Here is a 25,817-nt window from a genome sequence, read left to right as displayed (position 1 = left end):
TGACTGTTCATTCAAAATGTTTAGGGGGATATTTATGGGCAAACATATTCGCAAGGCGGCTGTCATTGGTTCAGGTGTCATGGGCTCAGGCATTGCTGCGCATCTAGCCAATATCGGGATACCAGTAACATTGCTAGATATTGTGCCAAACGAACTGACAAAGGAAGAAACGGCGAAAAAGAGAACGCTTGATCACCCTAGTGTTCGGAATAGATTAAGTCAAGAAGCGATGAAAAAATTGTTAAAGCAAAAACCAGCACCTCTTACATCAGCAAAAAACCTATCATACATCACACCGGGAAATCTCACAGATCACCTTTCCTTATTACATGATGCTGACTGGATCATTGAAGTCGTCACTGAAAAACTCAGCATCAAACAACACGTATTCTCTCTCATCGACGAACACCGCAAAGAAGGCAGCATCGTATCAAGTAACACATCCGGTATTTCGGTTGAAAAAATGGCAGAAGGCCGATCAGATGATTTTAAACGCCACTTTTTAGGCACACATTTTTTTAACCCAGCCCGTTATTTAAAGCTTTTAGAAATCATTCCTATTCAAGAAACAGATCCAGAAGTACTTCAATTTATGAAAACGTTTGGCGAGGATGTACTTGGCAAAGGCGTCGTTGAAGCGAAAGATACGCCGAACTTTATTGCCAATCGTATTGGTACTTATGGACTCCTTGTAACAGTGCGTGAAATGCTTGAAAACAAATACACCATTGGAGAGGTGGATTCGGTCACAGGACCCCTCATTGGAAGACCGAAAAGTGCGACCTTCCGTACACTTGATGTCGTAGGGCTCGACACGTTTTCCCATGTAGCCCGCAACGTATATGACCAAGTAGAAGGAAAGGAAAAAGATATTTTCCAGCTGCCTGAGTTTATTGAAACAATGCTTGAAAAAGGATGGATTGGCAGCAAGGCAGGGCAAGGATTTTATCAAAAAAATGGAAAGGCCATTTTAGAACTTGATCCTGTGACGCTCACGTATGGAGAACGAACGAAGCTTAAAGATCCAGGCATTGAGATGGCGAAGCAGCAAAAAGGGACGAAAGCGAAATTGAAAGCGCTTATTTATCAAGATGGCCGTGCAGGACAATTGCTTTGGAACATGACGGCACCTGTGCTCCTTTATTCAGCTCAGTTAAAAGGCGAAATTGCGGATGATATTCAGTCCGTCGATAACGCAATGAAATGGGGATTTGGCTGGCAGCACGGTCCATTTGAGCTCTGGGATGCAATCGGTGTGAAAAAAGCAGCCGAGCGCATGGAAGCAGAAGGTCACAGCATCCCGCAGTGGGTGCAAGACATGCTGTCAGAAGGACACGACACATTCTATCAAGTGAATGCTGATGGAGAGCGTGCGTTTTATCACAATGGGGCTTATGAACAGGAAAAAGGAAACGAAAAGAATATTTCTTTAGCGAAATTGAAAAAGAAGCAGGGCGTGATTTTTAAAAATTCTGGTGCGAGCTTGATTGATATCGGTGATGATGTCGCCTTGCTCGAATTTCACTCCAAAAGCAATGCCATTGGACTAGATGTCATTGACATGATCAATCGCGCTGTCGATGAGGTGGAACAGAATTATAGAGGGCTTGTCATCGGAAACCAAGGGAAGAACTTCTGTGTTGGTGCCAACCTTGCTTTGATTTTAATGGAAGCTCAGGACGATAATTTCTTTGAAATTGACTTTGTGATCCGCCGCTTCCAGCAGGCAATGATGAAGGTGAAATATAGCGACCGTCCAGTCGTTGCTGCACCGTTTGGCATGACACTCGGAGGCGGAACAGAGGTTTGTCTGCCGGCAGCAGCTATTCAAGCGTCCAGTGAAGCATACATGGGTCTTGTTGAAGCGGGAGTTGGACTGATTCCGGGCGGTGGTGGAAACAAAGAATTATACCTTCGCCATCTGCAAGGATCAGCTAAGCCGACGCAGACCGCTATACAAGATGCCACGCTGAAAACATTTGAAACGATTGCAATGGCTAAAGTATCCACTTCGGCTGAGGAAGCGCGGGATATGAACATGCTCCGCGTGAGTGACCGAATCAGTATGAACGGGGACCACCTGATCTATGATGCGAAACAACTGGTGCTCTCTCTTGATGAAGCGGGTTATCGTGCACCGCTCAAGCAGAAGGTGCCCGTCATGGGAGAAACAGGCTATGCAGCAATGATATTGGCTGCTGAAAATATGAGACTGTCTGGATACATTTCAGAGCATGACATGACCATTGTCAAAAAATTAGCTCATGTCATTTCCGGCGGGAAACTGCCATTTGGAACAGAGGTAGAGGAGCAATACTTATTAGAGCTTGAAAGGGAAGCCTTTTTAAGTCTTGTAGGAGAAGTGAAATCACAGGCACGCATGCAGTACATGCTCGTCAAAGGAAAACCTTTACGTAACTAAGGGGGAGTCAAAATGAGAGAAGCAGTCATTGTCGCTGGCGCGAGAACACCAGTAGGGAAGGCGAAAAAAGGATCGTTAAAACATGTTCGGCCTGATGATATGGGCGCATTGTGTGTAAAAGAAACACTAAAGCGTGCCGGTGATTACGACGGACAGATAGACGATTTGATCATTGGGTGTGCAACACCAGAAGCAGAGCAGGGGTTAAATGTGGCTCGGAATATTGGGGCGTTAGCAGGACTTCCATATACAGTACCTGCCATCACTATCAACCGTTACTGCTCATCTGGTCTTCAGTCAATCGCTTATGCGGGTGAGCGGATTATGCTCGGTCAGGCAGAAACGATCTTAGCTGGAGGAGTCGAATCGATGTCACAGGTGCCGATGATGGGTCATTCCATTCGTCCGAATGCTCAATTGGCAGAGCAAGCGCCTGAATATTATATGAGCATGGGCCACACGGCAGAGCAAGTGGCGCAAAAGTATCAGGTCACACGTCAAGATCAGGACGCCTTTGCGGTAAGAAGTCATCAAAAGGCAGCCAAAGCATTGCAGGAAGGGAAATTTTCAGATGAAATCGTATCCGTTGATGTAACAGAGCGGCGGGTAGGGGAGCAATATCAATTAGAAGAACATCAATTCACGTTCTCACAGGATGAAGGCGTGAGAGCGGGCACAACGGAGGAGATTCTTTCCACTTTGCGACCGGCTTTCTCAACAAAAGGCACGGTGACCGCAGGAAACTCTTCACAAACAAGTGACGGCGCTGCGTGTGTGATGATGATGGACCGTGAGAAAGCATCCTCACTTTCCCTTCAGCCGCTCGCCAAGTTCCGGGCGTTTGCTGTTGGCGGTGTACCGCCTGAGGTGATGGGAATCGGTCCGATTGAAGCCATTCCGCGTGCGCTGAAAATCGCTGGACTTGAGCTGAAGGATATCGGGCTGTTTGAATTAAACGAAGCGTTTGCCTCTCAGGCAATTCAAGTCATTCGTCATTTAGGGATCGATGAAGAGAAAGTGAATGTCAATGGCGGGGCAATCGCGTTAGGGCATCCGCTCGGCTGTACAGGAACGAAACTTACACTGTCACTCATTCATGAAATGAAACGGCGAAACGAGCAATTTGGCATCGTCACAATGTGTATCGGCGGGGGCATGGGAGCAGCAGGAATTTTTGAATTGATCTAAAGGGGGAAATCAGGATGAAAGCAATGGAAGATGTAAAAAAGGGTGGAAGCTTCTTAATTGATGAGACGAATTATGAGCATATCTTTACACCAGAGGATTTCTCTGATGAGCATCAAATGATTGGAAAGACAACAGAGGATTATATTTTACAAGACGTTGTTCCGTATATAGATCAAATTGAACATCATGAATTCGAGCATTCCGTCAGGCTTCTCAAAAAAGCTGGAGAGCTTGGACTTCTAGGAGCTGATGTGCCTGAAGAATTCGGCGGACTCGGATTAGATAAAATCAGTTCAGCCATCATTACCGAGAAATTCTCCAGAGCAGGGAGTTTCTCACTTTCCTATGGTGCCCATGTCGGCATTGGATCTCTGCCAATCGTGCTGTTTGGAAATCAAGCGCAAAAGGAAGCATACCTGCCTGGGCTCGCTTCTGGAGAAACGATTGCGGCGTACGCCCTAACTGAGCCAGGATCAGGCTCTGACGCTCTTGGAGCAAAAACGACTGCAGTCCTGAATGAAGCTGGAACCCATTATGTGCTTAATGGGGAAAAACAATGGATTACAAACTCCGCATTTGCCGACGTCTTTGTCGTATATGCGAAGATTGATGGTGAACACTTCTCTGCTTTTATCGTAGAAAAGGATTTTCCAGGTGTCAAAACTGGACCTGAAGAGAAAAAGATGGGCATTAAAGGGTCCTCGACGAGAACGTTAATTCTTGAAGATGCTCAAGTGCCGAAGGAGAATTTACTAGGTGAAGCTGGCAGAGGTCATGTCATTGCCTTTAACATTTTGAATATCGGACGCTATAAGCTGGCTGTCGGGACAATTGGTGCGTCAAAACGTGTCATTCAATTATCGGCAGAATATGCAAACCAGCGTAAGCAGTTCCAAACACCAATTTCTCGATTCAGCTTAATTAGTGAAAAAGTAGCCAACATGTCTGCAAAGCTCTATGCGATGGAAAGTGCTGTTTACCGCACAGTCGGATTATTTGAACAGCGCATGGGTCTATTAAGTGAAGAAGAGCAAAAGGACGGCAAACAAATTGCCCAGTCCATTGCAGAATATGCGATTGAATGCTCTCTTTGTAAAGTGCTTGGCTCTGAAACTTTAGATTATATTGCAGATGAAGGCGTGCAGATTCACGGCGGATATGGATTCATGCAAGAATACGAGGTCGAAAGAGCCTATCGTGACTCGCGGATTAACCGTATTTTTGAAGGGACAAACGAAATCAACCGTCTGCTTGTACCAGGCACATTCCTGAAGAAAGCGATGAAAGGAGAGCTTCCGCTGCTTCAAAAAGCGCAAACCTTACAGGAAGAGCTCATGATGATGATGCCGGAAGAGCCGGGTGATCAGCCGCTCGATCAAGAAAAATATTTACTCGCCCATGCGAAAAAGATCGCCCTTATGGTATCTGGTATGGCAGCGATGAAGTATGGAAAAGCTTTAGACAAAGAGCAAGAAATCCTTGTGAACATAGCGGATATCGTCAATGAAATTTTTGCTGCTGAATCGGCGATTCTGCGTACCGAAAAGGCAATGGCTTCATCAGGGCTAGAAAAGAACGCTCAAAAGCTTGCCTACACACAAATTTTCACGCAGGAAGCCTTCTTAAAAATTGAAGCCCATGCAAAAGAATCCTTGATCGCGATGGAAGAAGGAGATTCACTCCGCATGAGTCTGTCAGCTCTTCGCAAACTGACAAGATTCACCCCGATCAATGTCATCGCCAAAAAGCGCGAAGTGGCGAAACGAATCTTTGAAGCAGAGAAATATATCGTATAAGGAGGACAGCTTAAAAGGTGCGGAGTGATATCCGCACCTTTTTGTAAGCATACATTTAGGTTTTTAAAATATTTTGTGATAAAATGTTCTCACAATTTGCAGGAGGTGAAAATGGTGGCTTTAGATTTTTATGAATACCCATCTTGCGGTACATGCCGAAAAGCAAAAAAATGGCTGGAAGAACACAATAAAGACATCAACAGCATACATATCGTCGAAGAGACGCCTGATAAAGAAACATTAAAAGCCCTTTACGAAAAAAGCGGCTTAGAGCTGAAGAAGTTCTTTAATACAAGCGGACAGAAATACCGGGAGCTACAGCTGAAAGATCAACTTCCTGCAATGTCAGAGGACGAGCAGCTAGAATTACTCGCATCGAACGGAATGCTGATCAAGCGTCCGATTACAACAGACGGTAAACGAGTCACAGTTGGATTTAATGAAGATACCTTTAAAAGCGTCTGGAAATGATGTAACTTTCATTCAGATTGTGGTATCTTCAATATAGATTGAAAGAAAAGACTGGAGGGGTATTGAATGAGCACACCAAAAGATTTACGTTATTCAGAAGAACATGAATGGGTCAAAGTAGAAGGGGAGAAGGTGCGTATCGGTATTACGCATTTTGCTCAATCTGAGCTAGGTGATATCGTGTTCGTTGAGCTTCCTGAAGTAGGAGACAAAATCACAGCGGACGAGCCTTTCGGAAGTGTAGAATCAGTGAAAACAGTTTCTGAGCTTTACGCACCGATCAACGGCACAATCGTCGAAGTGAACGATGAGCTGGATGACAGCCCTGAATTCGTCAACGACTCTCCATACGAAAAAGCATGGATGATCGTGGTTGAGCCAGCTGATGCATCTGAAATCGAGAACTTGATGACTGCTGAGCAATATGAAGAAATGACAAAAGAAGACTAATTCACGTGAAATTGGACACTCTACCTTTATGGGGGGTGTCCAATTTGTCTTTTCAAAAAGAACAGGTGGATATAACAGATCATGTCACTGGACGATTCAAAGAAAGCGGCATGGTGTTGTATCATCAAAATGAAGAGATTGGCACGATGATTAGTGAAAACCAATATGAGTTAAAATCAGGTTATTCCTATGATCAAAATCGTTTTTATCGTCTGACGGATACATTGACCCACGGGACAGAAAAATATGTAGACTGTGATGATGAAAATGGCTGGTGCTAATCACAGATGAGGCTGCAGTGAGCATAAGCTGCAGTCTTTTTAGTGCAAGTGCCCAATCTTTACAACCTCGATGAAAGATTGTAATCTAAGGGAGAAGTGAACAATGTCAAAAGGGCCGGGTGATCGTGTTGAATGTAGAGGTAGAAAAGGTCATCATTGTAGAAGGTAAAACAGACAAACAAAAGCTAAAAGAAGTCATAAGTGAACCTGTTACCATCATTTGCACCAATGGCACGATCAGTACATCGAAGCTGGATCAGCTCGTAGACGAATTATTAGGGAAAGACGTTTACATATTAGCAGACAGTGACGATGCAGGCGACAAACTGCGGAAGCAATTTCGAAAAGAATTCCCTGAAGCACTTCATCTTTTTGTCGACAGAACGTACCGCGAAGTGGCCGCTTCACCGTCAGCCCACATTGCATCTATCCTATTAGCTGCAAACATTGATGTTCATTCGAAATATTTATGAGGGTGGACGTATATGAAAGAGATTGAAGAACACGAATTCAAGGAAATAAAGGACGATTTATTTCTTCTATACTTATATACACCGTTTTGCGGAACATGCCAGCTGGCAAAGAAAATGCTGGCAGTCGTAGACGCCATGCAGCCGGATGTACCATTTTATGAAAACAATTTAAACTACTCACCAGGCTTTGCAAAAGCTTTTGAGATCGAAAGCGTTCCTTGCTTTCTACTGTTTAAAAAAGGTGAGCTGGTGCAAAAAGGCTATGCCTTTCACTCCGTTCCATATCTTCATGAAATGATTGAAACCGCTAAATAAAGCGGTTTTTTGTCATATTTCAAGCAATTCGTCTGAAAATTTGTCGAGTTATTTATAAAGGACAAGCCAATGTTTGTAGAGAAATGTTATGTATAACCAAATGACAGGGAGGTTATACATGTGGAAAAAGTGAAAACCCATGGTAACACAGGGCAGCGATTATTGCTAAAGCCGCTGCTCTCATCATCATCCTTGAAGATTACATTTGAGGCGGAAACTGACTCTTGTACATTGATTGTGGATGAGCGTGGTGAAGTGAAGAAACTACCTGCAATTGAGTTATCGGATCTCATCTTTTATGGTGAGAGAAAAGAAATACTTCAATTATTAGATGGAGATATGTCCTTACAGCAGTTAATTAGCAGGGGACAAGTGAAAGTAAAAGGGTCATTCCGTGCGCTCCTAAGACTAGAAGCGGTGCTTTGGCTGACGAACGGTTTTTTTCGAAAAATGATAACGTAGTCGTTTACTAGGAAATTAGCGATTTACAGCGTTGACATATCTCGGGTAGCATGATATTCTACGTTAGTAAAAACATGAACATCACATAAAACAACATATTTTCTCTTATTAAGAGAGGTGGAGGGACGTGCCCTATGAAACCCGGCAACCGTCAGCATAGCTGAAATTGGTGCCAATTCACTCAAAGCCGCAATGCTTTGAAAGATGAGAGAAAGGCGTATTGAACATAAAAGGCCTTTCTGCTTGCGTTGCAGTTAGGTCTTTTTTACTGACCTGGTGTCAGGCTAGAGGCATGACAGCAGGAAGAATAAATAACGTATGTGATGGCAACCTATAGATTCAGCAAGAAAGCAGGTGAACAGACTGTGATCCATTTACAGAATGTATCAAAAACGTACCACTCTAAAAGCGGAAATGTTGATGCCGTGAAAGAAGTTAACTTGGATATCGATAAAGGTGAAATATTCGGAATTATCGGGTATAGCGGTGCCGGAAAAAGCTCGCTTATTCGCCTATTAAACGGTCTGGAGCTGCCAACAGCAGGAATTGTTGAAGTGGCAGGCAACCGGATCAATGAAGTATCGAATGCGAAACTTCGGAAAGCAAGACAAGAAATCAGTATGATCTTCCAGCACTTCAACCTACTTTGGTCAAGAACGGTGAGACAAAATATTATGTTCCCGCTTGAGATCGCAGGTGTAAAGGCATCAAAACGGAGAGAACGTGCGAATGAACTGATTAAATTAGTCGGTTTAGAAGGAAAAGAAAATGCGTATCCGTCTCAGCTAAGCGGCGGACAAAAGCAGCGTGTGGGGATTGCGAGAGCATTAGCAAATGATCCAAAGGTTCTTCTTTGTGACGAAGCGACGTCTGCGCTTGATCCGCAAACAACCGATTCCATCCTTGAGCTTTTGGCGGATATCAATAAACGACTAGGGCTCACGATTGTGCTGATTACACACGAAATGCATGTCATTCGCAAAATTTGTCATCGCGTGGCGGTGATGGAGAATGGACGCATTGTCGAAGAAGGCGAAGTATTACGCGTCTTCAGACAGCCGAAGGAAGAAATGACGAAGCGATTTGTACAGCAGCTTGCTGAACCAGAGGAAGCGAAAGAAACAATCGAGCACGTCTTAGAGCGTGTAAAAGAAGGTCAGGTCGTACGGTTGTCCTTTATTGGTGATTCTGCCGAGCAGCCGCTCATCACTGAAATCATTCGATCCTTCAATGTCGATGTAAACATCCTTCAAGGAAAGATTTCTCAAACGCAGGAAGGCGCGTTTGGAACACTCTTTATCCATATTAATGGAGAAGAGACCGAGGTAGAAAAAGCCATCGCCTATATCCAAAGCAAACAGGTTGAAATTGAGGTGATGACACATGTTTGAGAAATGGTTTCCGAACGTTGATTTAGAAGTCATTTGGAATGCAACGGGTGAAACGGTGTACATGACACTCATTTCACTAGCATTTGCTTTTATTATTGGTATCATCCTTGGGCTATTGCTCTTTCTGACTAGTAAAGGCGGTCTTTGGGAAAATAAACCGATTAACACCGTTATCGGGGCAGTCGTCAACATTTTTAGATCGATTCCTTTTATCATTTTAATCATTCTATTATTAGGGTTTACAAAACTTATTATGGGCACAATTCTAGGTCCCAATGCAGCCCTCCCTGCCCTTGTCATAGGGTCAGCTCCATTCTATGCACGCCTTGTCGAAATTGCACTGCGTGAAGTAGATAAAGGAGTCATTGAAGCAGCACGATCAATGGGAGCCAAAACGTCGACCATCATTTTCAAAGTATTGTTGCCAGAATCATTGCCAGCCCTCATTTCAGGTATTACCGTAACAGCGATTGCTCTAATTGGCTCAACTGCGATTGCAGGTGCAATTGGGGCAGGCGGACTTGGTGACCTCGCTTATGTAGAGGGATACCAATCTGGTAATACAGATGTCACACTTGTTGCCACTGTGTTTATTCTCATCATCGTCTTTATTATTCAAATAATCGGTGATTTGATTACAAATAAAATTGATAAAAGATAAGGGAGGATTTATTCATGAAGAAATTGATTTTAAGTGCACTATTCCTAGCATTTGCAGGCATTTTAGCTGCATGCGGTTCATCTAATAACGCAAGTGATAGCAAAACCATTACGGTTGCTGCTTCAAAAACACCACATGCCGAGATTCTTGAAGAAGCAAAACCACTTCTAAAAGAAAAAGGCTACGACCTCAAAGTGAAGGTACTTAGTGATTATAAAATGTACAACAAAGCGTTAGCTGAAAAAGAAGTGGATGCAAACTTTTTCCAACATATCCCTTACTTGAACGAAGAGAACAAATCAAACAAAGATTATAACCTAGTAAGTGCTGGTGCGGTTCACCTTGAGCCTTTCGGTATCTACTCTAAGAAATACAAATCAGTAAAAGATATTCCAAATGGCGGCACCATCATCATGACAAACAACGTAGCTGAGCAAGGACGTATGCTTGCTCTATTACAAAATGCCGGTGTCATTAAGCTTGATCCAAAGGTTGATACAATCAACTCAACGGTAAAGAACATCAAAGAAAACCCAAAGAACCTAAAGTTCAAAAAAATCGCTCCTGAACTAACAGCGAAAGCTTATGAAAACAGTGAAGGCGCTGCTGTGTTTATCAACGTCAACTATGCGATCCAAAATAAATTGAATCCGAAAAACGATTCAATCGAACTTGAGCAAACAAAGAACAACCCATATGCAAACATCGTGGCTGTTCGCAAAGGTGAAGAAAAATCAGAGAAGATCAAGACATTAATGGAAGTTCTTCACTCTGATAAAATTAAAGAATTCATCGACAAAAAATACGACGGTGCAGTTCTACCGGTATCTGAATAACAACGATTCAACCTCGCTTTCATCAAAGCGAGGTTTTTTGTGTATTTTTTCAAATCTCGCTCATAATAAAAACGAACAAATGACCTGAAGGGATGGAATAAAGATGAATGAACAGCATATGAGCGGATCTATGCAGCAATCATTGACGGATTATAAAACGGCAATGGGTGAATTTCAGAAGAAAATGCCGGTGTTTGGGAAGAAATTCAATGAATTTACGGAGCAATGCTTTCAGAGCGATTCATTAACGCAAAAGGAAAAGCAAATGATTGCCCTTGGCATCAGTATTCATGCACAGGATGAATACTGCATGATTTATCATACAAAGGGAGCGCTCGATCAAGGCGCGACAGAAGAGAATTTGCTGGAGGTTGTCAGCGTGGCGGCAGCATTTGGCGGCGGGGCAGCACTGAGTCAAGGGATTACTGTCGTTCAGCAATGTATTGATGAATTTGGAGGACAGACGCATTAAGGGAAGGATAAGACGGTATTTTTCCATATCAGGGAGTTGAGTCGTTCTCAGCCGATTGTGTGAGAAAATATGCCAGCATAGAACGTCATATCCCTTTTGAGTGAAGCCGCATGTCTTTGATATAATAAAGCTACACTCAAAGAAGGGAATGGTTTATTATTTGTTCGGACCATAGTACACTGGGATTGGATTATACCGCCGAGATGGAAAAGGCCATGCATAAAGCTCATGGCATGAGCTATGCAGAGTACGAAAGAGACCATGACTTACGGATGAAAGTGGAATATAAACGAGAGCAGTCCTATCGAGATGAGAAAAGACAGCTCGCAAAAATGAATATACGAGGCTATTAAATAGCTCAGGGACGGGGAGAACAGTTTCCCGTCCTTTCTTTATGAAAACAGTCTTTTCGACATAAATCCTTTTATCTACCGGCTTTTTTTGTTAGAATTTTGAGAGCATCCTCTCACGTATATCGTGAATGTGTTGTATTCACTTTTAATTTGTTATAAAATTAGAATGAGAATAAATTGAGAATAATGATTATTTTGGAGGTATCGATATATGACTGCTTCGACTTTAACAATTAAGGACTTGCACGTTGAGATTGAAGGGAAAGAAATCTTAAAGGGTGTAAACCTCGAGATAAAAGGTGGAGAATTCCACGCAGTAATGGGACCAAACGGTACAGGTAAATCAACTTTATCTGCTGCAATTATGGGACACCCTAAATATGAAGTAACAAAAGGCAGCATTTTGCTAGATGGCGAAGATGTACTTGAAATGGAAGTAGATGAGCGCGCTCAAGCAGGTCTTTTCCTTGCGATGCAATACCCATCTGAAATTAGTGGTGTGACAAATGCGGACTTCCTTCGTTCTGCTATTAACGCTCGCAGAGAAGAAGGCGATGAAATCTCTCTGATGAAATTCATCCGCAAAATGGACGAAAACATGGAGTTCCTTGAAATGGATCCAGACATGGCGCAGCGCTACCTAAACGAAGGTTTCTCAGGCGGGGAGAAAAAACGCAATGAAATTCTTCAATTAATGATGATTGAACCAAAGATTGCGATTCTTGACGAAATCGATTCTGGTCTTGATATCGATGCTTTGAAAGTGGTTTCTAAAGGAATTAACAGAATGCGCGGCGAAAGCTTCGGCTGCTTAATGATCACTCACTATCAGCGTCTACTGAACTACATCACACCAGATCACGTTCATGTCATGATGCAAGGACGTATCGTGAAATCTGGCGGACCAGAGCTCGCGCAGCGTTTAGAAGCAGAAGGCTATGACTGGATTAAAAAAGAGTTAGGAATTGAAGACGAAACTGTTGGTCAAGAAGCGTAAGCGTTAGGAGGATTATTGATGACATTAGAAACGAAATTATCAGTAGATCAAGATTATGTCAAAAGCTTCTCCGAGAAGCATCAGGAACCGGCATGGATGAGCTCCCTTCGCTTACAGGCTCTTGAAAAAGCAGAAGACCTTCCAATGCCAAATCCCGACAAAACGAATATTTCTAAATGGAATTTAACCAATTTCAAACAGCATACAGTCGAAAGTGCGCCATTTGGATCATTAGAAGAGCTTCCTGAAGAAGTGAAATCTCTCATTGATTTAGAGGACACGGATAAGACAGTCTACATTCAGCGTGATCAAACGCCAGCATACTTGTCTCTTTCAACGGAAGCGAAAAACAAAGGCGTGATCTTCACTGACCTTCATACAGCGATCCGCGAGCATGGAGATCTAGTGCAGAAATACTTCATGACTGATGCAGTGAAAGTAGATGAGCATAAACTAACAGCTTTACACGCTGCTTTAGTCAATGGCGGAGCTTTCCTCTATGTACCGAAAAATGTGGAGCTTGAAGCACCAATTCAAGCCGTCTACCTGCATGAAAATGACGACACGACTTTGTTCAACCATGTCATCGTCGTAGCAGACGACCATAGTGCTGTGACATATGTAGAAAACTACATTAGTACAGCAAAACCTGAAGAAGCAATCTTCAATATCGTGTCCGAAGTGTTCACGGGAGCAAACGCCCGCGTCACTTACGGTGCAGTAGATAACCTTGCAGAAGGTGTCACAGTGTATGTGAACAGACGCGGTATGGCAAATGGCCGTGACAGTAAAATCGAATGGGCGCTTGGCCTGATGAATGATGGAGACGTCGTGTCTGAAAATATCACAAAGCTTATGGGCGACGGTACATTCGGTGATACAAAATCCGTTGTTGTCGGCCGTGGGAATCAAACAGAAAACTTTACAACAAGCATCATCCACTTCGGTAAAAACTCTGAAGGGTATATCTTGAAGCATGGTGTGATGAAGGATCAAGCATCCTCTATCTTTAACGGAATTGGTAAAATCGAGCATGGCGCAACGAAGTCAAATGCAGAGCAGGAATCACGTGTTCTCATGCTGAGTGAAAAAGCACGCGGTGACGCAAACCCAATTCTATTAATTGATGAAGATGATGTGACAGCAGGGCACGCTGCTTCTGTTGGACGTGTCGATCCAATTCAATTGTATTACCTCATGAGCCGCGGGATTTCCAAAGAAGATGCAGAAAGACTTGTGATTTATGGCTTCTTAAATCCAGTCGTCAAAGAACTGCCGATTGAAGGAGTTAAAAAGCAGCTCGTTTCTGTGATTGAAAGGAAAGTAAAATAATGAATATCAAAGACGTTCGTGAGCAATTTCCAATCCTTCATCAGCAAGTGAACGGACATGATTTGGTGTATTTGGACAGTGCAGCGACTTCTCAAAAACCAAGAGTGGTCATTGATGCAATGAATGAGTATTACCGGTCTTACAACTCGAACGTCCACCGGGGTGTTCATACCCTTGGCACAAAAGCAACGGACGCATACGAGGGTGCGAGAGAGAAAGTTCGTGCATTCATCCGTGCTTCATCTGTCCAGGAGATTATTTTTACTAGAGGTACAACAACTGCACTAAACACAGTGGCGATCAGCTATGCTAGAGCAAACCTCAAAGAAGGCGATGAGATTGTCATTACGCACATGGAGCATCATGCGAATATCATCCCTTGGCAGCAAGCAGCAAAAGCAACTGGCGCCACATTGAAATATATTCCGTTACAGGAAGACGGCACGCTATCGCTTGAAGATGTGAAGCAAACGGTCACACATCAAACGAAAATCGTCGCTGTCACACATGTCTCAAACGTATTAGGAACCATCAACCCGATTAAAGAGATCGCTAAAATTGCCCATGATCATGGGGCAATCATTGTCGTCGATGGTGCGCAAAGCACGCCGCACATGCAAATTGATGTTCAGGACTTAGATTGTGACTTTTTCGCATTCTCTGGGCATAAAATGTGTGGACCGACTGGCATCGGTGTACTTTACGGGAAGAAGGACCTTTTGAATAATATGGAGCCTGCTGAGTTTGGCGGTGAAATGATCGACTTTGTGGATTTGTATGATTCTACTTGGAAAGAGCTGCCGTGGAAATTTGAAGCGGGAACACCGATTATTGCCGGAGCAGTTGGACTAGGAAAAGCGATTGATTTCTTAAATGACATTGGTATGGAAGAAGTCAGCCGTTACGAGCATCAGCTTGCCACTTATGCGCTTGAGCGCTTTAAGGAGCTTGATGGTGCGACTGTTTATGGACCGCAGCACCGAGCTGGACTTGTGACGTTTAACTTAGACGACGTCCATCCGCATGATGCGTCTACTGTTCTGGATACGGAAGGTGTCGCCATTCGTGCTGGACACCACTGTGCACAGCCGCTCATGAAATGGCTTGGTGTATCAGCGAGTGCAAGAGCAAGCTTCTATCTGTACAATACAGAAGAAGAGATTGACGAGCTCATCGCAGCGCTCCGTAAGACAAAGGAGTATTTTACGAATGTCTTTTAATGTAAACTTAGACACACTGTACAGACAAGTGATTATGGATCATTATAAAAATCCGAGAAACAAAGGTGTGTTAAACGACAGTATTGTCGTCGATATGAACAACCCAACGTGTGGTGACCGCATTCGTCTCACGATGAAAATCGAAGACGAAAAAGTCATTGATGCGAAATTTGAAGGAGAAGGATGCTCTATTTCGATGGCATCTGCCTCTATGATGACGCAGGCGATTAAAGGGAAAGATATTGAAACAGCTTTGAAAATGTCTCAGATTTTCTCCGATATGATGCTAGGAAAAGAATACGACGATTCCATTGATCTTGGAGACATTGAGGCGCTGCAGGGAGTGGCAAAATTCCCAGCCCGCATCAAATGTGCAACATTATCCTGGAAGGCGCTTGAAAAAGGCGCATCTGCCGAAGATAACGGCAAATCATAAGATTGGAGTGAAAATGGATGGCTAAAAAAATGCCAGATGTTGGTGAATATAAATACGGCTTTTCTGATAAAGACGTTTCCATTTTCCGTTCAGAGCGCGGACTGACAAAAGAGATCGTTGAAGAAATTTCTCGTATGAAAGAAGAGCCTCAGTGGATGCTCGACTTCCGTTTGAAATCTCTTGAGCACTTTTACAACATGCCGATGCCACAATGGGGCGGAGATTTAAATGCATTAAACTTTGATGAAATTACGTACTACGTAAAGCCATCAGAGCGCTCTGAGCGTTCTTGGGATGAAGTACCAGAAGAAATCAAACAAACCTTTGATAAGCTTGGTATCCCTGAAGCAGAGCAAAAGTACTTAGCAGGTGTATCTGCTCAGTATGAATCTGAAGTTGTGTATCACAACATGAAGCAAGACCTTGAAGATCTAGGAATTGTGTTTAAAGATACAGACAGCGCATTAAAAGAGAACGAAGACATCTTCCGTGAGCACTGGGCAAAAGTCATTCCTCCGACTGACAACAAATTTGCTGCGCTTAACTCGGCTGTATGGTCTGGTGGTTCATTTATCTACGTACCAAAGGGCGTAAAAGTAGATACACCACTTCAAGCATACTTCCGTATCAACTCTGAGAACATGGGTCAGTTCGAGCGTACACTGATCATTGTTGATGAAGGCGCACATGTGCATTACGTAGAAGGCTGTACAGCTCCAGTTTACACAACAAACTCTCTTCACAGTGCGGTTGTTGAAATCGTCGTGAAAAAAGGCGGCTACTGCCGTTATACAACGATTCAAAACTGGGCAAACAACGTCTTCAACCTTGTGACGAAACGTACAGTATGTGAAGAAAATGCGACAATGGAATGGATTGATGGAAACATCGGTTCTAAGCTGACAATGAAATACCCAGCGGTCATCCTAAAAGGTGAAGGCGCTCGTGGTATGACATTAAGTATTGCCCTAGCAGGTAAAGGTCAGCACCAAGATGCAGGTGCGAAAATGATTCACCTTGCACCAAACACATCTTCAACGATCGTATCGAAATCGATTTCGAAACAAGGCGGTAAAGTCACATACCGCGGAATCGTTCACTTCGGACGCAAAGCAGAGGGTGCACGCTCAAATATCGAGTGTGACACACTCATCATGGATAACAAATCAACATCTGATACGATCCCTTACAATGAAATCTTAAACGACAACATTTCATTAGAGCACGAAGCGAAGGTATCAAAAGTATCAGAAGAGCAGCTATTCTACTTGATGAGCCGCGGAATTTCTGAAGAAGAAGCAACAGAAATGATCGTCATGGGCTTCATCGAGCCATTCACAAAAGAACTACCAATGGAATACGCCGTTGAAATGAACCGTTTGATTAAGTTTGAAATGGAAGGTTCGATTGGTTAAATTTAAAAACCTTTATTTACAAGGGTTTGAATAGTGTAGAAGGCGAACTTTTGAAGTTCGTCTTCTTTTATTTTTCAGTAATATCTAGATAAATGTCCTCTGTTTTTTTAATCGATTTATGCCCCACAACCTCATTAAAGAAGCAGTATTGCGCATGTGTAGGTTAAATCATGAGTGCCTTTATTTGTACATATTACTATGTCTGAAGATGATTCCTTAAGCACACCAGTCACAAACATATGATAAAAATAGAAAATTATAGAAATGTTAAAATCGCTTATGGTCTGGTTTCAAGATATTTTTTCAAAAACGATAGTATGTAATATATAAATATTTCATATTATCGTTGACGAAACAATCTTGATGTGTTTTAATTTGTAATATGGTGATATTTCGAAAAATCATATATGTGATTAGGGGCGATTTAATTGGAGAAAAGTAAATTAAATAAATTCGTAACGTTCGTTCCCGGTATTAATCCAACAAGAGCACAAAAGCAGTTTGAAACTCAAGAAATAAAGTATTATGACCAAGCGTCTTTTGAAGCTGATTATCATCGTGAGGACGTAGCTGTTGAAGAAAGGGCAAAATCTCAAAATAACCTATCGTTAAATGAAGGTGATGTTGTTATCAGTAACTCATTGCAGCTAGCCACAATTGTTGGTGAAAATAATGTTGGTAAAGTGTTGTCTCTCAACTTTACGAAAATAGAGTTTGATAGCGAACAACTTGATAAGAGATATTTTCTTTACTTGTTTAATGCTCATAAAGATGTGAAGCAGCAAAAAGAAAGGGGGTCACAGGGGAGTGGCCTTATTCTAAGAATTCCGCTTCGTGCCCTTGGGGAAATGATCGTTCCAATTGTTCCGATCGAGGAACAGAAGAAAATAGGCACTATATACGTAGAAACAATGAAGCTACAAAATAAGTTAAGCCAATACGCAGACTTGATAGGGCAGTTTACGAGCTCGGTAATAGAAGAAACATTAAAGGGGGAGTAATGAAATGAAAAGTCAATCGGAATTAGCATTTGAAAATGAAGTTATCGATTATTTGACCAAAATTGGTGGAGTAAAACAATGGGATTACAAAAAAGACATTAAAACAACTGAACAACTTTGGGATAACTTTAAAATAATCCTAGAACAAAACAATAGCGCACGATTAGATGAGCCCTTGTCTGTTACTGAATTTAACCAAGTGAAGAAAATCATCACTAGTATCGAATCACCTTACCAGGCCGGACAGTTTTTGTATGGCGTTAATGGTGTTTCTGAAATTGAAGTTGACCTTGATAATGGTAGACATGTGTTCTTGACAGTATTCGACCAAGCCCAAGTCGGTGGCGGGAATACCGTTTATCAAGTAGTAAATCAAATTAAGCGGCCAAAAGTTGTTGATGGTAAGCCGACTCGCAGGTTTGATGTGACTTTGCTCATTAATGGTTTGCCGATTATTCAAATTGAATTAAAGAAAGCACTTCATAGCGCTACGGAATCTTTAAATCAGATGGAACAGTATATAGCTGAAAAACAATTCAGCGGTATCTTTTCAACTTTGCAGATTTTAATCGCGATGACACCGTTTGATATTCGTTATATGGCAAATACCCCACTCGAAAACTTTAACCGAGCTTTTGCTTTCAACTGGCAAAATGAAGATGATGCTCGCCCTATTCGATCATGGAAGACGTTTGCGGATAAAGTGTTATCCATTCCAATGGCTCATGATTTGGCAACACGTTACATGGTACTAGATGGTACAAAAAATAAAGAAAGTATCAAAGTCATGCGTCCCTATCAAGTCTATGCCACAAAGCGTGTACTTGATAAAGTTAGAAAGTTTGACTTTAAATATGATGGTGGTAAATTAGGATACATTTGGCACACGACAGGCTCAGGTAAAACAATCACAAGTTTTAAGACAGCGTGGCTTGCAAGCCGTCTATCTAATGTAGATAAAGTGATCTTTTTGGTTGACCGGATCGCACTTACCAACCAAACAGCAGATGCTTATAAAGCCTATGATCCTGTTGCTGGTTTTGAAGGGAAAACTGGTGTGGTGGGTGACACAGCCAATATCTCAGACCTTCATCGCAAACTAACGAAGAAAAGCGATAAGAACATCATTGTGACAAGTATCCAAAAAATGTCACGTTATGTAGTGCGGGACAGCTTCAAGCCACTTAATGAAAATATTCTTTTTATTGTGGATGAAGCCCACCGATCAACTGGCAGTGGTACTGAAAATGAAGGGATGCTTGAAACGATTCGAAAAGCAGTTCCTAATTCTGCTTGGATTGGTTATACTGGTACACCAAAATTCCCTGAAACACGAGAAATCTTTGGTGAACTATTACACGCATATACCATTAAAGAAGCGATTGCGGATAAAAATGTATTAGGGTTTAACGTTGAATTTAAGGAAACGATCGAAGCTCCCGAAGATCCTACCGAAGATGATATTGATGATAATATTCGTGGTAGTGTTTATGACTATAGTCCAGAACATGTGAACTTAGTAGTGAAAGACATCTTCGATAACTGGAAGAAACGTTCAAATGAGCGTAAATATAATGCCTTGTTTACAGTTCACGTTGGTGGTAATAAAGCAAGTACACCAAGAGCGATGGATTATTTCGATAAGTTTGCAGAAGAGAATGCGAATCGTCCAGCAGATCAACGATTAAAAGTTGCGGTGAGTTTCTCGGCAGATACATCCAATAGTGTTCATCAACTGAAAACGAACGAGAACTTGCACAGAGCTATCAAAGCCTATAACGCAACGTTTGGCACAGCTTTTGATATGACGACAGTTAAAGCCTACACAGAAGACTTAGCAAGACGTTTGAACAAGACAACTGATGATGGCAACTATTTAGATTTAGTCATTGTTGTGGATCAACTTTTGACCGGTTTTGATGCGCCTGAGTTGAATACGCTCTATATTGATCGAACGCTTAAGGGTGGGAACTTGATTCAAGCATACTCACGTACAAATAGAATACATAACCTTGTCGATAAGCCTTGGGGAAATGTCGTGAATTATCGTTGGCCGGAGCAAAACGAGTATGAAATGAATAAGGCTTTTGCTATTTATTCAAATCGTGCATCTGCCGACGAACAGCTTCCACTTGAAGAATTGAAGAAAGGCAACGAAGAGTCTGGTATTACTTCTAAACCATTTAGCAAGGTCCAAGCTGAGATGCAAGAAGTCATCAAGAAGCTATCCACGCTCACAGACGATTTTATACAATTACCACCAAGTGAAAAAGCACAGGATGAAGTTTTTGAGAATCTGAAAGAGTATAATCGTTTGTTAAGTCAGTTGAAACAATATACCGAAGACGATGACAAAAATCCAATTTCTGCCTATGATAATCCTGAAGAGTTCTATGAACGTCTAGGTATTACTGAAGAGCAGGAAGTTATTTTAACAACTGTCATTGCTGGTGAGTTGAAAGAACGACGTGCAAAGCGAGAAGACATTGATATTTCGCAAGTCAATCTCTCGATGGTTCATATTCACGATGTGACTATCAACTATGATTATTTGATTGATTTGATCGCCCGAATGGCTGACGAAGTTCACGCGAACGAAATGTCAAAAGCGGAAAGTACACGTGATGAAATCCAAGTTGAAATCGCCAAGTCTGACAATGAAAAAGAAAAATCTAAGGTGAGTCATTTTGTATCTAAGATTTTCTCGAAAGAGTTTGAATTTGATCATTATCCAGCACCTCGAAGTGTTGAAAAAATGAATCAAGCAATGGATAAAGCACAAAAGGATACGAATATTCAACTTGTAACGAACTTCATCCGTACTTGGGGACTAGATAACAGTACAAAGCCTAAGGAACTTGAAAACTTGATTAAGAAACACCGATTAGGTCAAGAGGATATGGATAAACAAGGGGAGTTAACTGCTATTATGAATGACGCAAGAGCTGATTATAAAGAAATCGCAGTTGAAAAGATTGCAGCGTTAAGCTGGGTTCGGTATCGCATTGAATTTCGTAAAGCATTTTACGAAATGGCCGACGAAATTAAGAAGGGAGAGTAGTCAAGTGATAAAATTATGCAAACTAGAAAAAGGAGAACGGAAATGGGCGATAAAATAACAAAGTCACCTCAAATCAGATTCGCAGAATTTACAGATGCTTGGGAACAGCGAAAGTTAAAGGAACTGTTTGTAAAAGGTGGTTCCGGTGGTACGCCACGCTCAACGAACAAGGATTATTATAAAGGGAAAATTCCATTTTTGGGGATATCTGATATCTCAAATTCTAATGGATATATTTATTATACACAAAAACACATTAGCGAAGAGGGGCTAAATAATTCTTCTGCCTGGATTGTTCCAAAAGGAGCAATTACTCTGGCGATGTATGCATCTGTTGGCAAGGTTGCCATTCTAAATGTTGATGTTGCAACGTCTCAAGCTTTTTATAATATGGTTTTTAATGACAAAACTATTAGAGACTTTATTTATCAAAGATTAGTAAAAGCCAATATTAATGAAGAGTGGAGAGAATTAATATCCACTGGGACACAATCGAATCTAAACGCTGAAAAAGTGAAGAACTTCCAAATGCAATTACCAAAAGACAAAGGTGAACAGAGCAAAATAGGTAAAATCTTCAATCAACTAGACAACATTATCACCCTTAATCAGCGTAAGTATGACAAGTTGGTAATCATGAAAAAATCAATGCTCGAAAAAATGTTTCCGAAAGATGGATCCAATGTTCCTGAAATTCGCTATGAAGGATTTACGGTTGCTTGGGAACAGCGTAAGTTGGGTGATTTGGCTGACTTTTTTGATGAAAAACGGATTCCAATAGATTCAGAAAAACGAAAAATGGGTGAGTATCCTTATTACGGTGCTACTGGGATTATCGACTATGTTGATGGATATATTTTTGATGGTGAATATGTTTTACTAGCTGAGGATGGAGCCAACATTATAATGAGAAATAGTCCTATTGCCTATCTAACAGAAGGAAAGTTTTGGCTCAACAATCACGCACATATAATGAGAATGAAAGACGGTTCAAATAAATTTCTTTTGCAACTTCTTGAAAAGCAAAACTATGAGAAGTATAACAGTGGAACAGCGCAACCAAAATTAAATGGTCAAGTTGTAAAAAAAATGATTCTAAGTTTTCCAAGTAAGAATGAACAAACAAAAATTGGTTCTTTTTTCGGTGAACTTGATAAGACTATCACTCTTCATCAGCGTGAGTTAAATTTGCTTAAAAATTTGAAGAAATCACTACTACAACAAATGTTTATATAAGAAAAGGAGATGACACTAATGAGTAATGCATCAGATATTACATCAAAGCTATGGGGAATGGCTAACAAACTGCGTGGGACAATGGATGCAAGTGAGTACAAGAACTATATTTTGCCATTTATGTTCTATCGCTACTTGTCAGAAAATCAAGATGAATACTTGAAAATCAATGATCTTGAAGAGTTCTACGAAGTGACAGACGACACTGAAAAAGAGGATTACCTTGAAGAAATCAGTAAAGGTATCGGATATGCGATTGACCCAGCCTACACCTGGGACAAAATTGTATCAAAAATTGAAAATCATAAAATCAAAGCTAGTGACTTCCAAGATATGTTTGACTCATTCAATACAAATGCAAAACGTAACGCGATTGCCGAAGCGGATTTTGCTAATGTATTTTCAGATGTTAACCTTGGTGACACACGTCTAGGTTCAAGTACAAACGAACGTGCAAAGGCTTTGAATGATATCGTGTTGATAATTAACGAGTTCACTTTCAAAGACGATTCAGGGCACGACATTTTAGGTGACGTTTATGAATACTTGATTGGACAATTTGCTGCAAATGCTGGTAAAAAAGGAGGAGAATTTTATACACCTCATGAAGTTAGTAAAATCCTAGCGAAAATTGTCACGAATGATGCAGATGGTACTGGCGATCAATTCCGTGTTTATGACCCTACAATGGGATCAGGTTCACTTCTTTTAACAGTCCAAAAAGAGTTACCAAATGGTAATGAAGAAGGAAGTGTTGAGTTTTACGGGCAAGAGTTGAATACGACGACTTATAACTTAGCTCGCATGAACTTGATGATGCATGGGGTAAATTATCGCAATATGGAGTTGAAACGTGCAGACACACTGGATGCTGACTGGCCATTTGCCGAAAAAGATGGAACACAAATTCCTTTGAAGTTCGACGCCGTCGTATCAAACCCACCATATTCTCATAAATGGGATACAAAAGACGTTGATCGAGAAAAGGATACACGTTTCAAGGGTTACGGTGTAGCACCTGCATCTAAGGCAGATTATGCTTTTGTACTGCATGGACTTTACCATTTAGATAAAACTGGAACAATGGCTATCGTATTGCCGCACGGGGTACTATTTCGAGGTGCTTCTGAAGGTAAAATCCGCAAAAATATCATCGACAATAATCTATTAGATACTGTTATTGGATTGCCCGCTAACTTGTTTTATGGCACAAGCATCCCAACCTGTGTCTTGGTATTCAAAGGTCGTGAAGCTCGTAAGAATAAAGATATTTTGTTTATCGATGCTTCAAATGAGTTTGTAAAAGGAAAGAACCAAAACAAACTCTCTCCTGAAAACATCGACAAAATTATTGAAACATACAGTAACCGTAAAGACGTTGAAAAATATGCTCATGTGGCATCTTTGGATGAAATCAAAGAAAATGATTACAATTTAAACATTCCACGTTATGTCGATACGTTTGAAGAAGAAGAAGTAATTCCACTTTCACAAGTGGCTCAAGAGTTGGCAGAAGTTAAAGCAGAAATTGCGAGTTCATATGATAATTTGTTTGGGTTAATGAATGAGCTGGAAGGGACAACAGATGAAGCCAAAGAAGAACTGAGTAAATTTATCCGTCTTTTAGGTAAATAATAGTCTTAAAAAAGAGCAAAGGATTTAGTTCGTGGCTCTTTTTGGCTTGAAAATTTCTTTATTTCCGTATTAATCAAGTTCGAAATGGATGGTTCAATCGGTTAATAAAAAAAGACCAAAAACGTGATATCAAACGTTTTTGGTCTTTTTGTTTTTGAAAAAATCAATTCACATCCCGCTAGGCGAATAAAACTCATCAAAGGCTTTAGACAAATCGTCAGCTGCAGATGTCAAAATCGTTTCTTGACCTAAAATGGCAGTTCCTTGTGCTCGGACAATATGAAATTGTTGAAAGCCCATCAAGTTTTGGAATATTTCTTTTAGGTAGTAATGTGAAAATTCCAGAGGTGTGTATCGATCGTTATTTGTGAAAATCGAGCCGCTTGCTTGAAGCAAAAGTACACGATAATCGTCAGTCATCAGACCAACTGAACCATCTTCTGTATATTTGAACGTTTCTCTAGCAATAAAGATATTATCTATATAATCTTTCATTCGTGAAGTCACATTGAAATTATGAACAGGTGACACAATCACAATTCGATGATGTGCTTTGAATTGAGCCAATAAAGCTGATGAAGCAGCAGCGATTTTTTCTTCCGTAGCTGTTAATGTTTGTTCGGATGCTTGCTTATCCCAAATACGTAGCAGCTGTTCTTTTTCGATACGAGGAATTTCAGTTTCATGTAAATGTAAAATTGTAGGTTCATCATGAGGGAATCTTTCTTTAAACTGTTCTAAAAATAGTGTTTGCAGTTTGTTTGAATAACTTTCTCGATGAGTGAAATCAGGGTGCGCGTTAATGATTAATGTTTGCATATACATGCTCCTTTTCTTTTGATAAACTGAGTATAAAATATAAGGGTGACAAAACATGTCACCTTTTTCAGAAGGAAAATCAAATGAAAAAATCAGAACGATTAAACCAAGAACTTATTTTTTTAAGTGATAAATACTCTTTTCAGTTAAAGGATTTAGAATCCGAATTTGGCATATCTAAACGTACGGCTCTGAGAGATATGGAAGAGCTAGAGTCAATGGGCTTAGCCTTTTACGTTGAAAATGGCAGACATGGAGGATATCGACTGGTGAAACAATCTCCAATGGTCCCTATTTATTTCAATATCGATGAAGTTCAAGCTATTTTTTTCGCGCTTAAAGCGCTAGACCTGGTGTCAGCCACACCATTTAAAAAATCCTACTCACAAATTCGGCAAAAGCTGTTTGCCACAATGTCTGATGAGAGAAAACAAATGATCACGGAGACTTTGGATGTGATTCATTACTATAATGTCGCACCAGTTAGTGAACAAAATCATTTGGAATTGATTTTACAGGCGATGATGGAAGATCAAATCGTGAAGATGATGTACACTCAATATGAAAATAAAAGGATCAGGCTGCAATTTCTTGAGTTGTTTTATCGAAATGGGATTTGGTTCACCAAAGCATATGATGTTCGAAATAAAAAGTGGGGCATCTATAGATGTGACTTTATGAAGGACTTGATCATTGAAGAAGAAGGCAGAGACACCTATACGAAGGAAGAATTAAAAGCAATGCAGGTCGAGTTCGAAAAAACTTATCATGATATCTCATTTAAATGTCGATTAACGGAACAAGGGAAAGAAAAGTTTTTGAAGAATCATTATCCAAATATGAGGTTGGAGATCGTTGATGATACTCCTTATATTATGGGTGGGTACAACGAAGAAGAATTATCGTATATGACTCATTATTTGATCACATTTGGGAAACATGTGAAAATTGAATACCCAGATGAATTAAAAGAGAGTTATTTGACTCAATTGCAAGAAATGATTGATCAGTATTGAAAGTACACGGATTGTCTCTGAATCACAAAAAAACTCATCATATTAAGAAAAGGCGAATTGTAGCCATTCGCCTTTTTT

The 25,817-nt window shown here is 41.0% G+C and carries 25 protein-coding genes and 1 riboswitch; of the genes, 24 read left to right on the top strand and 1 reads right to left on the bottom strand.

Annotated elements, in window-relative coordinates:
• Positions 1 to 34: 34 nt before the first annotated feature.
• The 23 genes from MHH26_RS13620 (at position 35) to MHH26_RS13510 (ending at position 23,904) form a co-directional block, all read left to right on the top strand.
• Positions 35 to 2,422, top strand: coding sequence for a 3-hydroxyacyl-CoA dehydrogenase/enoyl-CoA hydratase family protein (locus MHH26_RS13620; protein WP_340973699.1), 2,388 nt, complete (start codon positions 35 to 37; stop codon positions 2,420 to 2,422).
• Between the two features lie 12 nt (positions 2,423 to 2,434).
• Positions 2,435 to 3,610, top strand: coding sequence for an acetyl-CoA C-acetyltransferase (locus tag MHH26_RS13615; RefSeq protein ID WP_226804012.1), 1,176 nt, complete (start codon positions 2,435 to 2,437; stop codon positions 3,608 to 3,610).
• Positions 3,611 to 3,624: 14 nt separating this feature from the next.
• Positions 3,625 to 5,406 carry an acyl-CoA dehydrogenase family protein gene (locus MHH26_RS13610; protein ID WP_340973697.1) on the top strand — a complete coding sequence of 594 codons (1,782 nt, stop codon included), beginning with the start codon at positions 3,625 to 3,627 and terminating at the stop codon, positions 5,404 to 5,406.
• A gap of 114 nt (positions 5,407 to 5,520) precedes the next feature.
• Positions 5,521 to 5,877 carry an arsenate reductase family protein gene (locus tag MHH26_RS13605; RefSeq protein WP_034317446.1) on the top strand — a complete coding sequence of 119 codons (357 nt, stop codon included), beginning with the start codon at positions 5,521 to 5,523 and terminating at the stop codon, positions 5,875 to 5,877.
• Between the two features lie 66 nt (positions 5,878 to 5,943).
• Positions 5,944 to 6,327 carry a glycine cleavage system protein GcvH gene (gcvH, locus tag MHH26_RS13600; protein WP_282067027.1) on the top strand — a complete coding sequence of 128 codons (384 nt, stop codon included), beginning with the start codon at positions 5,944 to 5,946 and terminating at the stop codon, positions 6,325 to 6,327.
• A gap of 44 nt (positions 6,328 to 6,371) precedes the next feature.
• Positions 6,372 to 6,608: a YusG family protein gene (locus MHH26_RS13595; RefSeq protein ID WP_034659913.1), complete on the top strand. Its 237-nt coding sequence runs from the start codon at positions 6,372 to 6,374 to the stop codon at positions 6,606 to 6,608.
• Positions 6,609 to 6,736: 128 nt separating this feature from the next.
• On the top strand, positions 6,737 to 7,081 hold the full coding sequence (locus MHH26_RS13590) for a toprim domain-containing protein (protein WP_034660691.1): 345 nt from the start codon (positions 6,737 to 6,739) through the stop codon (positions 7,079 to 7,081).
• A gap of 12 nt (positions 7,082 to 7,093) precedes the next feature.
• Complete coding sequence (locus MHH26_RS13585) at positions 7,094 to 7,396, top strand: thioredoxin family protein (RefSeq protein ID WP_282067026.1); 303 nt, start codon at positions 7,094 to 7,096, stop codon at positions 7,394 to 7,396.
• A 120-nt stretch (positions 7,397 to 7,516) separates the two neighbouring features.
• A complete protein-coding gene (locus MHH26_RS13580; protein WP_003212918.1) occupies positions 7,517 to 7,858 on the top strand; it encodes an SCP2 sterol-binding domain-containing protein in 342 nt (113 codons plus the stop codon).
• 102 nt (positions 7,859 to 7,960) lie between these two features.
• Positions 7,961 to 8,069, top strand: a riboswitch (SAM riboswitch).
• A gap of 154 nt (positions 8,070 to 8,223) precedes the next feature.
• Complete coding sequence (locus MHH26_RS13575; RefSeq protein WP_034660689.1) at positions 8,224 to 9,249, top strand: methionine ABC transporter ATP-binding protein; 1,026 nt, start codon at positions 8,224 to 8,226, stop codon at positions 9,247 to 9,249.
• Positions 9,242 to 9,910: a methionine ABC transporter permease gene (locus MHH26_RS13570; RefSeq protein ID WP_034659910.1), complete on the top strand. Its 669-nt coding sequence runs from the start codon at positions 9,242 to 9,244 to the stop codon at positions 9,908 to 9,910. The genes MHH26_RS13575 and MHH26_RS13570 overlap by 8 nt, the downstream gene beginning before the upstream one ends.
• 14 nt (positions 9,911 to 9,924) lie before the next feature.
• Positions 9,925 to 10,746: a methionine ABC transporter substrate-binding lipoprotein MetQ gene (metQ, locus tag MHH26_RS13565; protein ID WP_334750438.1), complete on the top strand. Its 822-nt coding sequence runs from the start codon at positions 9,925 to 9,927 to the stop codon at positions 10,744 to 10,746.
• A gap of 103 nt (positions 10,747 to 10,849) precedes the next feature.
• Entirely contained in the window at positions 10,850 to 11,218 is a 369-nt protein-coding gene (locus tag MHH26_RS13560) for a carboxymuconolactone decarboxylase family protein (RefSeq protein WP_003212803.1), read from the top strand.
• A gap of 215 nt (positions 11,219 to 11,433) precedes the next feature.
• Positions 11,434 to 11,571 carry a hypothetical protein gene (locus MHH26_RS13555; RefSeq protein WP_162839378.1) on the top strand — a complete coding sequence of 46 codons (138 nt, stop codon included), beginning with the start codon at positions 11,434 to 11,436 and terminating at the stop codon, positions 11,569 to 11,571.
• A gap of 211 nt (positions 11,572 to 11,782) precedes the next feature.
• Complete coding sequence (sufC, locus tag MHH26_RS13550; protein WP_003213654.1) at positions 11,783 to 12,568, top strand: Fe-S cluster assembly ATPase SufC; 786 nt, start codon at positions 11,783 to 11,785, stop codon at positions 12,566 to 12,568.
• A gap of 18 nt (positions 12,569 to 12,586) precedes the next feature.
• Positions 12,587 to 13,900: a Fe-S cluster assembly protein SufD gene (gene sufD, locus MHH26_RS13545; protein WP_340973692.1), complete on the top strand. Its 1,314-nt coding sequence runs from the start codon at positions 12,587 to 12,589 to the stop codon at positions 13,898 to 13,900.
• A complete protein-coding gene (locus tag MHH26_RS13540) occupies positions 13,900 to 15,120 on the top strand; it encodes a cysteine desulfurase (RefSeq protein WP_340973690.1) in 1,221 nt (406 codons plus the stop codon). Before sufD ends, MHH26_RS13540 begins: the two co-directional genes overlap by 1 nt.
• A complete protein-coding gene (gene sufU / locus MHH26_RS13535; RefSeq protein WP_008347017.1) occupies positions 15,110 to 15,556 on the top strand; it encodes a Fe-S cluster assembly sulfur transfer protein SufU in 447 nt (148 codons plus the stop codon). Before MHH26_RS13540 ends, sufU begins: the two co-directional genes overlap by 11 nt.
• 17 nt (positions 15,557 to 15,573) lie before the next feature.
• A complete protein-coding gene (gene sufB / locus MHH26_RS13530) occupies positions 15,574 to 16,971 on the top strand; it encodes a Fe-S cluster assembly protein SufB (protein ID WP_034659904.1) in 1,398 nt (465 codons plus the stop codon).
• 428 nt (positions 16,972 to 17,399) lie between these two features.
• Complete coding sequence (locus MHH26_RS13525; protein WP_340973688.1) at positions 17,400 to 17,972, top strand: restriction endonuclease subunit S; 573 nt, start codon at positions 17,400 to 17,402, stop codon at positions 17,970 to 17,972.
• A 4-nt stretch (positions 17,973 to 17,976) separates the two neighbouring features.
• The gene (locus MHH26_RS13520) at positions 17,977 to 21,033 is read left to right on the top strand and encodes a type I restriction endonuclease subunit R (RefSeq protein WP_340973686.1); all 3,057 of its coding nucleotides are present in this window, start codon (positions 17,977 to 17,979) and stop codon (positions 21,031 to 21,033) included.
• A 42-nt stretch (positions 21,034 to 21,075) separates the two neighbouring features.
• On the top strand, positions 21,076 to 22,269 hold the full coding sequence (locus MHH26_RS13515; RefSeq protein WP_340973684.1) for a restriction endonuclease subunit S: 1,194 nt from the start codon (positions 21,076 to 21,078) through the stop codon (positions 22,267 to 22,269).
• Between the two features lie 18 nt (positions 22,270 to 22,287).
• Entirely contained in the window at positions 22,288 to 23,904 is a 1,617-nt protein-coding gene (locus MHH26_RS13510; protein ID WP_340973682.1) for a type I restriction-modification system subunit M, read from the top strand.
• Positions 23,905 to 24,072: 168 nt separating this feature from the next.
• Here MHH26_RS13510 and MHH26_RS13505 read toward each other — a convergent pair whose 3' ends face one another.
• Entirely contained in the window at positions 24,073 to 24,723 is a 651-nt protein-coding gene (locus tag MHH26_RS13505) for an FMN-dependent NADH-azoreductase (RefSeq protein WP_106156691.1), read from the bottom strand.
• A gap of 83 nt (positions 24,724 to 24,806) precedes the next feature.
• On the opposite strand from MHH26_RS13505, the gene MHH26_RS13500 reads away from it, so the two are divergent.
• Positions 24,807 to 25,739 (top strand): helix-turn-helix transcriptional regulator, encoded by a 933-nt coding sequence (locus tag MHH26_RS13500; protein ID WP_340973679.1) that lies wholly within the window; start codon positions 24,807 to 24,809, stop codon positions 25,737 to 25,739.
• The last annotated feature ends 78 nt before the right edge of the window (positions 25,740 to 25,817 follow it).

Source organism: Bacillus sp. FSL K6-2839, assembly GCF_038003365.1.
GTDB lineage: Bacteria > Bacillota > Bacilli > Bacillales > Bacillaceae > Bacillus.
The sequence above is the reverse complement of the archived record's forward strand: the minus strand, read 5'-3'. Positions and strand labels throughout refer to the sequence as shown.